This is a genomic window from Enterococcus sp. DIV1094, from assembly GCF_017316305.2.
GTDB lineage: Bacteria > Bacillota > Bacilli > Lactobacillales > Enterococcaceae > Enterococcus_B > Enterococcus_B mangumiae.
The window spans coordinates 701,089-716,804 of the sequence record NZ_CP147250.1; the positions used below are offsets into that span (position 1 = coordinate 701,089).

Below are 15,716 nucleotides of genomic sequence, written 5' to 3' on the forward strand. Positions count from 1 at the left end.
CAAACAATCATACTCGATCGTTGAATTTTACTGCTCGATCTAAATAATACATCAATGGTGCAGAGACAGCCATCACGATAAATTCACTTAATGCAAGCGTACCGTAAGTCGTCCAAAATGCTTGTCCTCCGGTTGGTACTAACATATAAGCGATCATAAACATACTGATTGTAAAGAAAGCTGTATTTAATGCTAAACGTACTTTGACATTTTTTACTTTATTCTGGATAAGTGCAGTCAATCCCAATGCCAACAATGTTTGGCCACCGCCAAAAATCACATCCATGACACCAAAACCATAAATCGCATTATAGACGATCACACCACCTAAGACACCCCATAATAACTTCCGATTGAATACAACTAAATGATTCAAACTCTCTGAAATCCGAAATTGGATTGGTCCTGAAGACACTGGTGCAACCAAAATCGTTAAAGCTAGATACAAGGCCATGATCAGCCCATTGACAACTACTACCATCAGTCGTTGCCTACTTTTTGTTCTCTCCATTTTCTATTCCTCATTTCTCCTAGTTTTGTTAACGCGGGATGGTCGACGAACCGCAAGGCGTATTATAACACACCAAATGAAGATTACAACCTTCACTCTAAAAAGGGATTCTCTGTATGTTTTTCATTCAGAAAAATTATCCCAGTGACTATTCGCACATTTCTCAGACCAAAAATTGGCAGAAATAGTGAGGCAAAAACAGGCGTTTGTGAAAAATGTTATAAAAAGCAAAACAACAACGAGCAGTGACTCTTAATGATCAGCCAATGTCAAAACGAATGTCTATACACAAAGCAAAGCGCAAAGCTTGCTAAGTCAAGGAATGTTAGCATTCATGACAAAAAAATCAGCCTAAGTATTGGCTGACGACGCTTGAATGATTATCCCAGTCCTTTCTTTTACCTACGTTTTTTGCTTGTTCTTTATTCTGTTTTCTAATTGAACTTCTTTTTCATTTGCCTAAACCTCTGCTATAATAACCAAGATTGTAATTCTTTTGATCACATTGACGAGGCGTATCGTTAACTATTCAATGATCGATTCACCCTTAAAAGCTTAAAGCTTTTTTTGTTGCGAAAACATTGATCGAAGTTTCGTCAATCTATTTACATGATTAAAACCACAAGTATTCACGGATGCTGAATAAACAGGGCAATGATTGCTTTTCCTTTTGCTACGTTGTTAGCGTATGCCAACGAAAAATCTTGAAAGGCTTGTTTCCACCAACCGTACGTTCGATACTTTGGTGTATTCCAGGAGGAAAAAATGAATTTTCATTATCACCTATTAATTAACGAAGCCGCTGGTAGCGGAAACGGAAAGAAAACAGCTGAGAAGATCTTACCGATTCTCGATAAAAAGCAACTTTCCTATACTGCCCACTACAGTGAATATAAAGGACACGACGCTCTAATAGCGGAACAATTAGCAAAAGATACACTTATGGAGTGGGAGGCGGAACAAGTTACTGATTCTTTAGGGTGGTTTCCACTTCTAATCGTTGTTGGCGGCGATGGCACCCTTCATCAAGTACTGAACACTTTTCATCAGTTATGTGTATCATTTCCTGTAGGCTTCATTCCAGCCGGTTCAGGTAATGACTTTGCTCGGGGCATTGGTATCAGTCGAGACCCTGAAAAAGCATTAGAAGCGATTTTATCGACCAATGAACCCCAAGAAATAAATGTCTTGCACTATGAAGAAAAAGTCAGCGATCGAGAAGGTCTTGCGCTCAATAATTTTGGGATCGGTTTAGATGCAGCGATCGTCCATGCAACGAATCATTCGAATGCAAAAAAAAGACTGAATAAATACAATCTAGGCTCACTTTCTTATTTATTTTCTTTATTACATGTCCTTTTCACACAAAAAGGATTTCCGATTCTTGTCGATATCGGTGGGAAACGGGTTAATTTTAAAAAAGCTTTCTTATGTACAGCTACCAATCATCCCTATTTTGGTGGGGGGATCTCAATCGTTCCTACGGCGGATATCACAAAACCGACGATTGATTTTGTCGTAGTTGAACGTATCAACCTATTGAAAATCATCTGGCTGTTTCTTTTATTACTCCAAAAAAAACAAATGAACTCTAAGTATTTTCATCACTATACAACAAGTAAGCTTCGAATCGTTTCCACCCTTCCTCAATATGGCCAAGAAGATGGCGAGGATTTGGAAAAACAATCTTTCGATCTACAATTAGCGAATAAAACGCAATTATTATGGTGTGAAAAAATAGTCATCCGTGAGGAAGATCCAAATTCTTGATACGCTCAGTCCTAAGATTGCTTGTTAATCATACCGTCTAAAAAAGACATCCGAAATTTATAGTTTCGGATGTCTTTTCGTTTTTTATGATTTACAATCTCAACTTACGCTTGTAGTTTGATGTTTTCCATACCGATCATCGGATCGATCCATTGTTTTTCTACAGCTTCGGTTGTCAGGATATAGTTTTCAGGCAACTGTGGCGCTTCAGCTTCTTTCGCTTCATTTTTTTCTTCTTCCACAGCAAAAAGTGACACTTCTTGTGCTGGTTCTGTGGTCTCATTGTGGTCAACCAGTTGTTTTTTAGGCTCAGCTGCTTGTTCAATGGAGGCTGAATATATTCCTTCTTCAAATGGATCATCACCTGTCAAAGAATCTTCATAGGCGGCTAGTTTCGTCCGCAAATGAAGCGTCATTTCGTTGTCTTCGATCCGTTTTTTTAGTGTCGTCAAACGAACGGCTGATTCGTTTTTAGCGCAAGTCAAATACGCTTGCTCTTCCCCTAATAGGATCAACAACTCCTTACTTCGAGTCACGGCTGTATACAACAGATTTCGTTGAAGCATCCGTTGATATTGATGGACCATCGGCAAAATCACCATCTTAAATTCGCTACCTTGCGATTTATGGATCGAGCAACAATAAGAAAGGGTGATCTTATTCCATTCATTTCGTTTATAGGTGACTTCATTGGCATCAAACTGGATGACAAGTTCATCTACTTTATCTTCCGAATCCTTTGCTAAAACGATCCCAGTGATCACGCCCATGTCCCCATTGAACACATTTAATTCCGGTGTGTTGACTAAATGAAGGACTTTATCGCCAATCCGATAAATCGTATCATTCCAATGGACTTCCTTGCGATTTCCTCCACCTGGATTGAAAATATTTTGCATCATTTTATTCAAAGCATCGATACCAGCTGCCCCTCGATACATTGGTGCCAACACTTGGATATCTTGTGCTGTAAACCCTTTGTTTTTGGCTTTTTCCACGATTTTAGAAATCAGTGGTTCGATTTGATACGCATCACTTGCAAAGAACGAGCGATCTTTTTGATTTTTGGTAAAATCCGCTGGTAATCTTCCTTCTTTGATTTCATGCGCTAATGGGATGATACTCGAGCCATCTCCTTGTCGATAGATCTGATTCAGTTCGATTTTAGGGATCTGGTCGATTTCTAATAGATCATGTAGTACTTGACCTGGTCCTACTGATGGCAATTGATCTTTATCCCCTACGAGTATGACTTGCATATTTGTGGGGATTGCCTTGAATAACGTGTTCGCTAACCAAGTATCGACCATCGACATTTCATCGACGATCAATAAGCCTCCGTCTAACTCTTTCGTACTGATCGAAGGCGTTTTTTCACGTCCATTCAAACCTAAGAGGCGATGGATCGTACTAGCCGGCAATCCAGTGGTTTCATTCATTCGTTTAGCGGCTCGTCCCGTTGGCGCCGCTAATAAGATCGGAAAAATCTCTTGCGTGTATTTTGTGGGATCAAGATCCAAGCCATTCAATTCGGCAAACAAATGAACGATCCCATTGATTACCGTCGTTTTCCCAGTCCCAGGGCCCCCCGTCAAGATGAACAGTGGCGAGCGGATGGCTTCAGAAATTGCTTGTTCTTGCGAATCTCCATACTGGATGCCGAACATTTTCTCGATTCGTCGAATATTTTTTTTGACTTCTTTTGATTCGTATTTGATTTCTTTTTTCCGACTCAATAAGCGCTGGACCGAGTTACCGATACCCCATTCAGAAAAATACAAACTATTTTCATATAGATTCGTTTCTTCTTGTTGGATCTTTCCCTCTTCGACTAATTGGATAATGACCGTTGCGACTTGATCCGGTTCGATTTCGATCGGACGACTCGATTCTAAGATTTTGATCGTCTGCTGCAATAAAGATTCTGCGGGGACATACGTATCCCCCGTTTGGATCGCCTGTTGAAAGATCTGATGTAAGATCGCAGCCCTGATTCGACGCGGCGAGTCCGCCGCTATACCGATCTGTTCTGCTAAATTATCTGCACGCTTGAACCCGATCCCTTCAATCTCTTCAACTAATTGATAAGGATTTTCCTGGATGATATCCAATGCTTCGTTTTTATAGGCTTGGTAAATACTAAAGGCCAGTTGACTACCGAAACCATAGCGGTTCAATCCCATGATCACTTGATCCATCCCATGATTCAAGCGGATCGTTTCAGCAATCATCTCTCTTTTTGGTTTTGTTAACCCAGAAATCTGTTGTAATTGTGACGGATCTTCGATGATTTTTTCAATCGCGTCTTCACCAAGCAATTCCACGATTTTTTCTGCGGTTTTTTTGCCAATACCTGGAAACTTGTCACTTGATAGATAATTGACGATCCCATTTGCTGTCGTTGGTTTTTCCTGTTCGTATCGTTCTACTTTCAACTGTCTGCCATACTTTGGATGATCGACTAACTCGCCATAAAAGCGATACAACTCGTTTTCTTGAACATCGCCAAAACTACCCGTTGCGACGATTTCTTTTTCTCGATAATCGGCACTTGTCTCGCTGACTTGGATCAGCAAGACTTTGTAAAAGTTGCTAGGATTTTGAAAAAAGATAGCGGCAACTGTGCCGACAAAATAAGGCATTTCTTCTGGCTGCATCGAGGCCGCCTCCTTCATTTATAGTAAAGGCTCTGGCTGTCCATTACCTAAAAAATCGACCTCATTCCATACTTTCAGCTCGTATGGTAAAAGGTTATTGGGTTCTCCTGTTTCTAAAATCGTCAAACTGCTATTAAACAGTCCGCCCATTTCTCGCAATTGGCTCAAGTCTTTCCCAGTCATCCACTGGATCGCAGCCGTCAATGACGCCCCGTGACCAACGAAGAGAATGGGCCCTTGATGTTGACATACCGCATCAGCAACGACTGCTTCGATCCGTGTGATTGCTTCAGTGATCGGCTCACCATCAAAAGGTGTTGGGTCATATTTATCTAAATGGTTACGTAAGTTAGGTAAATTCTCTGGAAATTTTTGGTACATCGCTTCGATCGATTGCCCTTCCAGTTTTCCTAACCCTAGTTCTCTTAATTTATCTGTATAAATGATTTCTGTCGGATGTACTAATTCTTGATTGATTCCTTTTGCCGTATCTCTCGCACGCTTTGCTGTACTGCAATAGATGGCTTCAAAAGGAATCGACTTGACCTTTTGACCAAATGCTTTGATTTCCTCATAACTTTGAGGTAACAACGGTGAGTCTCCTTGGCTCCCTTGAAAGCGTCTTTCAAGATTCCATTCCGTTTTACCATGTCTTGTAAAGTATAGTTCCATAGGTTTTAGACTCCTCACTCTGTACTTCCTTTTTTTCGCTATACTATCTATCATATAGGATTTTGCCAGTGGATTGTGTAGAAAAGCTTGTTTCTTCAAAAAAAAATAGAAGCTTTCGCCAACCGATGCTCACTGAAATCAATTGTAAAGAAGCTCCTCTGCCAATTATGTAGTTTCGTTTTCAATCAGCGATACGCAAGAAGCAACACTTCATTCTCAGTGTCGATAAGCGGTGTTCGCAAGGAAGCTCCTACTATACGCCAAGCGAAGGTCAAAAAGTCCTTCACTTCGCCTTGATATTAGGAGCAAATCCTTTCTCACAACCTTTAGTCTAGCTTATCATTTTCGTAGTGATGTGTTAACTCTAAATTTGGGAAACCTTGTTGGCGCAATGCTTCATACACGATCATCGCAGCTGTATTCGATAGATTCAATGAGCGGACATGGGTGTCATTCATTGGGATGCGTAAGCATTTTTCTGCATGTTCGCGCATAAAGGATTCCGGTAATCCAGTTGTTTCTTTGCCGAATAAAAAGAAATGCTCTTCGCCATCCGCAAAATTTTCATCACTATATACTTTATTCGCAAACTTAGAGATCAAATGCAACTTTCTATCTCCTAAATAAGACATAAAAGCTGGTAGATCGGCATGGTACGTAATATCTACATCATGCCAATAATCAAGCCCTGCTCGTTTCAACTGTTTATCATCTGTTGAAAATCCTAGTGGTTCGATCAAGTGTAGCGGGGTGTTCGTCGCCGCACACGTTCTCGCAATATTTCCTGTATTTGCAGGGATCAAAGGTTCAAATAAAACAATATGGTTCATACTATCCATCCTCTCATGTATATGTGAAATCCATTTTAGACTAAATCTTGATTTTTGCATAAAAAAAAACGTATCAACTCGGTGTCAGTCACTGCGAGTCGTTACGTTAGTGAAGCTCTTCTCACTATCTTTTATCAGAACAGGAACCTGATAAAAACCAATGAAAAAACAACTTGTTGCTACTATATCACCATTAAACGCATTTTGCAACCTTAACTCTACAATATTCTTATTGGAATCGTTTTCTCTTATTTCCTTTTAACAATTCTATGTCAATTGTAATTTTTCTAAGAGGTTCTGCCATAAGTGCCTCTTTTATTTCTTTTGTTACTTGCCATTCGAGCGGCGACATTGCTAAGAGATCTCGTCGATTCTGTTCAGGGATCGAAAACTCATAAGTCACACGCTGACGTTCTACCAACTCCATTGATTCCATGAATTTGTCAACGACACGCTGATTCGAATAATGGTGTTTTTCTGGTTGATTGGGATAAAAGGCTTGGCGTAATTCTTTTAAATAGCCTGATTGCGGAACAACTTTCAACACCACACCGTCATCTGCAAGCACTCGGTGAAATTCCTGATAATGAGAAGGCGAAAAAATATTCAATATCGTCGAAAATTGCTGATCAGCAAAAGGGAGATTCGTTAAATCTGCGACACACCAAAACGCCTTTACTGGCTGTTCAGTTGCTGCGTAGACGCCTTCTTTAGAAATGTCAAAGCCGATTGCTTGTTTTAACGGCTGTAATTGATCGATGGCAGTCAAAAAGCTGCCTTCTCCACAACCGACATCTAACACACTTGCATCAGCCGGCAGATGTTGTGCTAATAATTCGATCACAGGCTGATACATACCCGCTTGGATCATTCGCCGTCTTGGTTCAAACATTCCTTGGTCATAGTCCGTTTTAACAGCATGGGACAAAAAATACAACGTCCCTTTTTTTGATAAATCAAAACGATGATTGTTTTGACAAATGAGCCCGTTCGCTGTTGAAGTAATCGCTTCATGACACAACGGACAGCGAAACAACTGAGCATTCTCTGATAAAAATAGTCTACCTTGGTCTATTTTTTTTAACATAATGATTATTCATTCCTTTAAAAACTTAGTGAGAAAGCAATAACAAGACAAAATAGCTTTTTAAAACATACGTTACGTATTAGTGCGATTGTACGATTCACTTCATCTTACCGTTTGATGAACGCTTTAGCAACTGTAAAAACTATGGTATACTTTCAAAAAAGCAGGCATCACAAAGGAGTAAGAATATGATCAAAGAATTTTGTGCGGAGAATTATACATTGATTCCCTTAGCGATTGCTAAAGGTGCGAATCGAATCGAATTGTGCGACAATCTGGCAGTAGGTGGCACTACGCCAAGTACTGGTGTGATCGAAGAAGTCCTAAGCTACGCAAGTGAAAAAAGCGTACCAGTCATGACGATCATCCGACCACGTGGCGGTGATTTTGTTTATAACGATATCGAATTGAAAATCATGCACACTGACTTGATTGAATCAAAAAAACTAGGAACTGACGGTGTGGTCATCGGTTGTTTAACGCCTTCTGGCTGGTTAGACGAAGAAGCTTTGGAAGTCCTTATAGAGTCCGCAGAAGGCTTGCAGATCACCTTTCATATGGCTTTCGATGCGATTCCTCAAGAGCGTCAATTCGAAGCAATCGATTGGTTAGTGGAACATGGTGTTCATCGCATCTTGACACACGGTGGCGCTGCCGGCACGAACATCGAAGAGAATTTGGAGCATTTAAAACAATTGATTGCTCATGCAAATGGCCGGATCATCATTTTACCTGGCGGTGGGATCACTTCTGAAAACGCACAAGCAGTTGCAGATGCTTTAGAAGTCCACGAAGTCCATGGCACAAAGATCGTTCCTTTATCTGAGTAAAACCAAAAGATAGACGAAACCTCCTTGTCTCAAACAAGAGAAGCTTCGCCTATCTTTTTTATCTCTTACATAAAATACCCCATAAACAAAGAAGCGATATTGAAATAGATCAACACACTGGTCAAGTCACTCAAAGTGGTAATAAATGGCCCACTCGCAACGGCAGGGTCAAAGCCTAAGCGATCCATCAACATAGGGATCAAACTTCCCGCAAGATTCGCCACTGTGATCGCAAAGAGCATCGCAATACCAATGACAAAGCCTAAAATAAAGTTTTGTTTCCAAATCCCTACGATCAAGAAAATCGTTAAACCAGTCACAGCACCAGTGACTAATCCAGTCAACACTTCTGCTACGATCAAGCGGACAAAGCCATGATTTTTATCATCAGAGATCGCTAAACGCCGCACAGCGACCGCCAACGATTGCGTGCCGGCATTCCCAGCAGTACCTGTGATCAAAGAGATAAAGACAGCTAAAATACTCGCTTCACTGACCAAAGCTTCGTAGTGACTGATCAAAGAAGCTGTTGACATACCTAAGAATAACAAAGTGATCAACCAAGGCAACCGTCGAGAAGCAGATTTCACTGGATTCTCATTGATTTCTTCGACATTGACCCCCGCCAACCCGGAGTAGTCACTCGCTGCTTCATCATCGATAACGTCAATGATGTCATCGACCGTAACGATCCCTAACAAATGATCATCATAATCAGTTACGGGCAAAGCAAGAAAGTCATAGTCACGGAAGGTTTGTGCTACGTCTTCTTGGTCGTCGCCTACGTGAACAGACAACACCCGCTCACTCATTAAATCAGAAATCATGGCATCATCATCATTGACGATCAAATCACGTAATGAGATAACTCCAACCAGTTGATTGTCTTGATTGACGACATAGATATAATAAATCGTTTCTGCTACATCAGCTTCATTTTTCAAGACATACATCGCCGAACGAACCGTTTGATTAGCAACGATCGAAATAAATTCGGTCGTCATGATCGCCCCTGCTGTTTCATCTTCATAATGTAAGAGGTCTTTGATCTCGCTTGCATCTTCTGCTGGCATCAGGCTAAGATATTTCGCCACTTGTTTCTTATCTAATGTATTCAGCAAGTCGACCGCGTTATCGGTATACATCTCAGAAAGCATGTCTGCTGCATAATTAGGGCGCATTTCTGCCAAATATTCTTTCATGTATTCGTTGTCTTCTTCAATGACATCGAACATATCCGCCAATTCCTTAGGCGAAAGATAGGTATAAATCTGTTGACGATCTGCTTCCTTAAGGGATTGATAGAATTGCCCCTGCTCATAGATGTGCATCTCTAGGAAGTTGTTTCTAAAATCCTGGATGTTGTTTTCTCTTAGATCCAGAGCCAACTGGGCAAATCTTTCCTCTAATTCTTGATTTTCGTCCAAACCAATCTCACCTCACCTTAATCTTCAAATCGTTTCACTATTGTCGCCATATCTTTTGCTAAAGGCTGTTTGAATTCTAATAATTTTTCTGTAAACGGATGATAGAACCGTAAGTCATAGCAGTGCAAGGCTTGTCTAGCAATACCTAGATCCATTCTTCCGCCATACATGTCATCCCCTAAAAGAGGGCAGCCGATTTCAGAGAAATGCACTCTGATTTGGTGCGTGCGACCTGTATGCAGTTGGATATCCACTAGTGCTACATCCGTTGATTTATTTTCTAACCAGTATTCCGTCTGCGCACTTTTTCCTGTAGGAGAAACTTTGCGTTTCAATAATGATGTCATATCCCGAGCAATTGGTAAATCGATTTGCCCGTGATCTTGCAAAGTATCTACAACCCCACTGACCAATGCTTGATATTTTTTGACGAATTTCTTTTCACGAAGCTGTACATCCAGCTTCGCATGAGCAAATCCATGCTTTGCAAAAAGCATCAACCCTGAAGTATCGCGATCCAGTCTAGTCACCACATGGATTACCTGATCCTCATAGTCTTGTTGTTGATAATATGCTTTCACTCGATTCGCCATTGTTCTATTCGGATGATACTGTGCTGGTATCGAGGATATCCCAGCTGGTTTATCCACGACTAAAATGTGCTCGTCCTCATAAACGATCACGATCGGTGTTTCATCTAACAGAACAGTTTCATGTTCACCTTCAGCCGGAATCACAATGGTTACCTTATCATTTTGTGTCAGAGAAAACAAGACGTTTTCCACCCGATCATTGACCATGATCGTACCGCCTTGGAACTTGATTTTTGCTAGCAAGCCTTTCGATATCCCTTTTTCTTTCAAAAAATATTTCACTTGCTGCGGCTGTTCTTTTTCGTAGGTCCATGTAAACTCCATTGCTAGACCTCACCGATAAAGGCATCTTTCACGCGATGCCAAAAGTGCATGTGCCGATACGAAGCGAAGTGGATTCTTTCTTCTGCGATCCGATAATAAATGGCTCGGATATTGTCTTTTGAGACATCCAGTTGATCGATCGTAACTAAATAATCTGCTGTATTCTCTAAACGGATCTCTACCCATTCATCTTGAGCGATGACCATCGGCGCACCTAACGTACGAAACACACGGTTATTCAATGAAGCAATTTCTGCTAATTGAAACGCATTGATACTTGGATGGATCACGGCTCCACCCACACTTTTATTATAAGCAGTCGATCCTGTAGGCGTAGATAATGCTAAGCCGTCTCCCCGAAAGCTTTCAAAAAATTCGTTCTTGATATAGACATCCGCGACCATTGTACGGTTGGAACGTTTGATCGTGGACTCGTTCAACGCAAAAAAATGTTGGTCGGGTTTGTCATCTAAATAGCTGATTCGGACATCCAACAAAGGGTAGCTAACGCTTTGTTCACGATTGGTTTTCAAGCTATCGACTAATTCTTCTAACTCATAGTCGCGCCAGTCCGTATAAAAGCCTAGATGGCCCGTATGGACGCCTAAAAAACGCACATCGTTCAAAGCATGGCTAAAGCGATGGAACGCCGCTAACAGCGTCCCATCACCGCCCACAGAGATCACTAATTCTGGTTGTTGGTCATCGATTTTGATATTTGCTTGAGCCAAAAGATTTTTCAATCGTTCGGTGACTGCTAATGTTTTCGGTTCTTTGTTATGAACGATCGCTACCTTCATCTTTGGCCTCCTCTTGTTTATTCTCTTGGTCGATCAAAGATCGGTAATAGGCATCTTCAGATCGTCCTCTTCCATGAGAGAATAATCGTTGTGCTTCTTGGATCTCTTCTCGGATATTCGACATTTCTTCATCCAGTTGATAAGCGGCTTCAGCTGCACGCTGCAATCGTTCACTCATCTCTTCTGGGAATACTCCCTGATATTTATAATTCAAGGAATGCTCGATCGTTGCCCAAAAATTCATGGCTAATGTGCGAATTTGGATTTCTGCCAAGATTTTCTTTTCACCACTGATCAGTTGGACTGGATATTCGATCACTAAATGATACGAGCGATACCCACTCGCTTTTTTGTTGGTGATATAATCTCGTTCTTGTATGACTTTCATATCTTTACGGTTACGGATGATGTCAACCACTTGATGGATATCTTCCACAAATTGACACATGATCCGCAACCCAGCGATATCTGACATTTCTTCTTCTAAACGTGCCATTGGGATATGGCGTAATTGGGACTTAGTAATGATACTTTCTACCGGTTTAACCCGTCCCGTCACGAACTCAATCGGAACATGTCGGTTTTGTTCTCTGAATTGTTTTCGTATTCCTCGTAATTTTACTTTTAACTCTGACACTGTCTGTTCATAAGGTGCTAAAAACTCTTCCCAGTCTCGTTCCATAATCGTTACCTCTACTTTGTTAACATTCATAGTTATTCTAACATATAAACATAGTTTTTTTGCACCTTCTGTCTTTGAAGTTGACCAAAAACAAAAAATTAGGCAAAATAAAAGGAAAGGGGCGAAGCCAATGACAGAAATGGTAGAGATCGAATTTAAAACACTACTAACAAAAGAGGATTACATGCGTTTGCTTTCGCACTATCAGCTTACAGCAGACCGTTTCCATAGCCAAACGAACTTCTATTACGACACGCCCGATTTCCAACTAAAACAAAATGGCTGCGGCTTACGTATTCGTGTGTTAGATAATTATGCAGAATACACGTTAAAAACGCCAGCTATAGAAGGTAAATTGGAAACAACGGATTCCTACACGGTCCAAGAAGCCACTAAAATGATCGAAGAACACAGGTTGCCACGAACTGGAGCTGTCTTTCAAAAACTTCAGGAGTTTTCGATCGATTCAAGCCAACTGATCAACATTGGGCATCTCACGACGAAGCGTGCCGAATTTCCTATTGAAGAAGGCTTGTTAGCGATTGACGAAAGTTGGGGAGAGCAACTTCACGACTATGAATTAGAACTAGAAGTCACTGATGCTAAAAGCGGTAAAAAAGCATTTGAGCACTTTCTTCAGCGACAATCGATTCCTTATCATCCTTCCAAAAATAAAATCCAACGAATGTTCGAGGCTAAAAATTAGAATTCTATCATTTTCCCAAGGCACTTGAGTTCATTTTTTCGAGTTTTTCTGGTAAGTTATACGATGTGAATATTATTCATCATTTGCATAGAATCTAATTTGGGGGAGATTCGTATGATCGAAATCTATTTTTTTGTTAATCCATTGGGGAAAAACTGCTTTCATTTAGAGCAACAGCTTGTTCAGTTTATTGATGAGGAATATACTAAGAAACCTAAATTCAAAATACAATTTCGTTTTCTTCCACTAGTTAACTTGCAGACAATCGGGGATGTCATGCAAACTAACGGAATTTCTCAAACTAATCTAGAAGAGCGTAACAAACTATTTTCAACGACTTATTCAGCCGCATTAGATTGCAAAGCGGCGCATTTCCAAGGAAAGAAAAAAGGAAGACAATTTCTTAGTCGATTACAAGAAGCCGTCAGCTGTAAAAAAATTCCATATTCTCAACATCTTGCTGAATCGATATTTTCAGAAATCGGAGATCTAAACATGTTCAAGGAAGATCGTCAATCTGAGTTTGTCAAAGAAGCATTTTTCTCAGACCAAAAAATGGCCCGTGAAATGGGAATAAAGAAACATCCATCAGCTGTTATTTACAATTATGATCGTGAACAGAATTTTGGTGTATTAGTAGAAGGCTTGAATAGCGTTCGCCAAATCAAAGCAATTTGTCAAGGCGAAGACAATTATCACCTATTTGACAGCCACTCATTACAAGCAACGAATGCACAACTCCATTCCGGAAATAGCCATTTATCTTTGCTTTCAAATTAAATCATAGATGTGTGTATCACACAAAATAAAAAGACACAAAACAAGGTAAACTGTTTTATGTCTTTTTTCGTTTTTTGATCATTAACTACAAAAGCCGCTCTTTTTACTCATTCATTTCTATAACTAATGGATCAGCTCCTCACCAATGACAAAAAGAAGTAACAAAGGATCAGCTCCTCAGTTACTCCTCTTCGATATCGAATAATAGTGTTCAGCAACACTCTGACTTATTCAATGATTTGCTTTTGTATACTCGCAACATCCAACCCAAATTCTTGTTGTAAGAAATCTGGTGTGCCCACTTGACCGAAACGTTCATTGACGCCGATTCGTTTCAGCGGAACGCCAACCCCTTCTTCGGCAAGAACTTCAGCGACTGAACTTCCTAACCCGCCCGTGATCGAATGGTTTTCAATGGTTACGATTTTTTTCTTACCGACTGATTCACTGAGAATCAGCTCTCGATCAATTGGTTTGATTGTAAACATATCAATCACTTCACAGCTGATTCCTTGTTCCATCAATTGTTCGGCTACTTGCAACGTTTCAGAAACAAGTTGTCCCGCCGCAATCAGCAGATAATCGGTACCTTTACGCAAAACATTGCCTTTTCCTAACACGAACGTTGAGCCTTTTTCATACACAGGTTTGACACCTTTACGATTTCCACGAACATAATGGATGCCTGACATTTGATGGAATTCTTTGAGAATCCATGCCATTTGGACGTCATCTGCGGCATCGCAGACTACAGAATGAGGAATGGCTTTCATCAGTGCAACATCTTCCCAAGTCGTGTGAGTCCCACCATTATGGCCGGCTGCAAATCCTGGGTCTGAACCGTAGATGTTGATCGTGTTTCCGCCATAACCACCTGAAATAAACAGTTGATCAAATACCCGCCGTGTCGCAAATGGACCAAAAGTATGGATAAATGGTGTGTATCCCGTCAAACTCAATCCAGCAGCAACACCTACCATATTTGCTTCGGCGATGCCCATGTTGATGAAACGGTCAGGGTGTTCTTTCCCAATTGCAGTCCAGCCACTTGCCGAACCTAAATCAGCATCTAACGCAATGACTTGCTCATCGATGTCCATCAGTTCATTGATTGTTTCTACTACACAAGTTCGTAATTCTTTTTCAATAGCAGTTGATTTACTTAAATGGAACATCCCTTATCTCATCCTTTCGATTTTTTCTTCAAGCATTCGAATGGCGTCATCTGCGGCTTGATTGACTGATTCCGTATTGAATTTTACAGAATGATTGGCATCTAACGTTTCAAAATAAGGAATCCCTTGTCCCTTCACGCTATCAAGTACAATACACACTGCTTGATCAGTCACTTCTTTACATTCGTTGATTGCAGCATCGATTCCTTGTAGATCTGACCCTTTTACTTTTAAGGTATAGAAACCGAATGCTTCCATTTTTTTCTGTATATCGAACGGGTCAAGGATGTCCTTTGTTTCCCCATCTAATTGTTTTTTATTATCATCGATGATCACGATGCAATGATTTAATTTAAAGTGAGCGATATATTGGAATGCTTCCCAACATTGCCCCTCATTCAATTCTCCATCGCCCACGATCAAGTATACATAGTTATCTTTTTTTGCGTGCTTAAAACCGGTAGCGATTCCCGCAGCTATAGAAGTGCCTTGTCCTAAAGAACCCGTAGTTGCATCAACACCAGGCGTTTTTTGGCGATCTGGATGAGAAGGCAAGCGTGTTCCACCTTCATTGATCGTCAATAACCATTCTCTGTCGAAATATCCAACATTGGCTAATGTACTATATAAACCGGCACCTGCATGTCCTTTAGATAAGACTAATCGATCACGTTCTTCCCACTGTGGATTTTTCGGATCGATCTTCATCTGTTTGCCATATAAAACCGCTAGCAATTCAACAATCGAAAATGATCCACCTAGATGTCCTTGCCCCATATGTTTGATACTGATCAACGTATCTAATCGTATTTTTGTCGCTAATCGTTCCAGCTCTTTTAACTGTTCCTCATTGACGGTCAAAGTAATTCCTC

At 40.6% G+C, this 15,716-nt stretch carries 15 protein-coding genes; 4 read left to right on the forward strand and 11 right to left on the reverse strand.

Translation table 11 applies throughout. The features are described 5' to 3' along the window. Positions 1 to 7: 7 nt before the first annotated feature. Positions 8 to 511 (reverse strand): QueT transporter family protein, encoded by a 504-nt coding sequence (locus DOK79_RS03470; protein WP_206854871.1) that lies wholly within the window; start codon positions 509 to 511, stop codon positions 8 to 10. Between the two features lie 765 nt (positions 512 to 1,276). On the opposite strand from DOK79_RS03470, the gene DOK79_RS03475 reads away from it, so the two are divergent. Next, positions 1,277 to 2,281 (forward strand): diacylglycerol/lipid kinase family protein, encoded by a 1,005-nt coding sequence (locus tag DOK79_RS03475; protein ID WP_206854873.1) that lies wholly within the window; start codon positions 1,277 to 1,279, stop codon positions 2,279 to 2,281. A 104-nt stretch (positions 2,282 to 2,385) separates the two neighbouring features. Here DOK79_RS03475 and DOK79_RS03480 read toward each other — a convergent pair whose 3' ends face one another. From DOK79_RS03480 to DOK79_RS03495, 4 genes are all read right to left on the reverse strand, one after another. Continuing rightward, positions 2,386 to 4,938, reverse strand: coding sequence for an ATP-dependent RecD-like DNA helicase (locus DOK79_RS03480; protein ID WP_206854876.1), 2,553 nt, complete (start codon positions 4,936 to 4,938; stop codon positions 2,386 to 2,388). A gap of 18 nt (positions 4,939 to 4,956) precedes the next feature. Continuing rightward, positions 4,957 to 5,610, reverse strand: coding sequence for a histidine phosphatase family protein (locus DOK79_RS03485; RefSeq protein ID WP_206854878.1), 654 nt, complete (start codon positions 5,608 to 5,610; stop codon positions 4,957 to 4,959). 326 nt (positions 5,611 to 5,936) lie between these two features. Further along, on the reverse strand, positions 5,937 to 6,440 hold the full coding sequence (gene trmL, locus DOK79_RS03490; RefSeq protein WP_206854880.1) for a tRNA (uridine(34)/cytosine(34)/5-carboxymethylaminomethyluridine(34)-2'-O)-methyltransferase TrmL: 504 nt from the start codon (positions 6,438 to 6,440) through the stop codon (positions 5,937 to 5,939). Between the two features lie 229 nt (positions 6,441 to 6,669). Continuing rightward, positions 6,670 to 7,527, reverse strand: a complete 858-nt coding sequence (locus DOK79_RS03495; protein ID WP_206854882.1) for a methyltransferase domain-containing protein — start codon at positions 7,525 to 7,527, stop codon at positions 6,670 to 6,672. A 188-nt stretch (positions 7,528 to 7,715) separates the two neighbouring features. On the opposite strand from DOK79_RS03495, the gene DOK79_RS03500 reads away from it, so the two are divergent. Continuing rightward, on the forward strand, positions 7,716 to 8,357 hold the full coding sequence (locus DOK79_RS03500; RefSeq protein ID WP_206854886.1) for a copper homeostasis protein CutC: 642 nt from the start codon (positions 7,716 to 7,718) through the stop codon (positions 8,355 to 8,357). A 65-nt stretch (positions 8,358 to 8,422) separates the two neighbouring features. Here DOK79_RS03500 and mgtE read toward each other — a convergent pair whose 3' ends face one another. From mgtE to DOK79_RS03520, 4 genes are read right to left on the reverse strand one after another with little or no spacing between them, the layout of a single operon-like run. Beyond that, positions 8,423 to 9,784: a magnesium transporter gene (mgtE, locus tag DOK79_RS03505; protein WP_206854889.1), complete on the reverse strand. Its 1,362-nt coding sequence runs from the start codon at positions 9,782 to 9,784 to the stop codon at positions 8,423 to 8,425. Between the two features lie 17 nt (positions 9,785 to 9,801). Beyond that, the gene (locus DOK79_RS03510; RefSeq protein ID WP_206854890.1) at positions 9,802 to 10,701 is read right to left on the reverse strand and encodes an RluA family pseudouridine synthase; all 900 of its coding nucleotides are present in this window, start codon (positions 10,699 to 10,701) and stop codon (positions 9,802 to 9,804) included. Positions 10,702 to 10,703: 2 nt separating this feature from the next. Further along, positions 10,704 to 11,501 carry an NAD kinase gene (locus DOK79_RS03515; RefSeq protein WP_206854893.1) on the reverse strand — a complete coding sequence of 266 codons (798 nt, stop codon included), beginning with the start codon at positions 11,499 to 11,501 and terminating at the stop codon, positions 10,704 to 10,706. Next, positions 11,479 to 12,183, reverse strand: coding sequence for a GTP pyrophosphokinase (locus tag DOK79_RS03520; RefSeq protein ID WP_206854896.1), 705 nt, complete (start codon positions 12,181 to 12,183; stop codon positions 11,479 to 11,481). The genes DOK79_RS03515 and DOK79_RS03520 overlap by 23 nt, the downstream gene beginning before the upstream one ends. 130 nt (positions 12,184 to 12,313) lie before the next feature. Between DOK79_RS03520 and DOK79_RS03525 the strand changes: the two genes are divergently transcribed. Both DOK79_RS03525 and DOK79_RS03530 read left to right on the forward strand, forming a co-directional pair. After that, positions 12,314 to 12,889, forward strand: a complete 576-nt coding sequence (locus DOK79_RS03525) for a CYTH domain-containing protein (protein ID WP_206854899.1) — start codon at positions 12,314 to 12,316, stop codon at positions 12,887 to 12,889. A gap of 114 nt (positions 12,890 to 13,003) precedes the next feature. Then, entirely contained in the window at positions 13,004 to 13,669 is a 666-nt protein-coding gene (locus tag DOK79_RS03530) for a DsbA family protein (RefSeq protein ID WP_206854902.1), read from the forward strand. Between the two features lie 227 nt (positions 13,670 to 13,896). On the opposite strand, the gene DOK79_RS03535 is transcribed toward DOK79_RS03530, so the two are convergent. Next, entirely contained in the window at positions 13,897 to 14,844 is a 948-nt protein-coding gene (locus tag DOK79_RS03535; protein WP_206854905.1) for a transketolase family protein, read from the reverse strand. 3 nt (positions 14,845 to 14,847) lie between these two features. After that, positions 14,848 to 15,705, reverse strand: a complete 858-nt coding sequence (locus DOK79_RS03540; RefSeq protein WP_206854908.1) for a transketolase — start codon at positions 15,703 to 15,705, stop codon at positions 14,848 to 14,850. Positions 15,706 to 15,716: the final 11 nt, after the last annotated feature.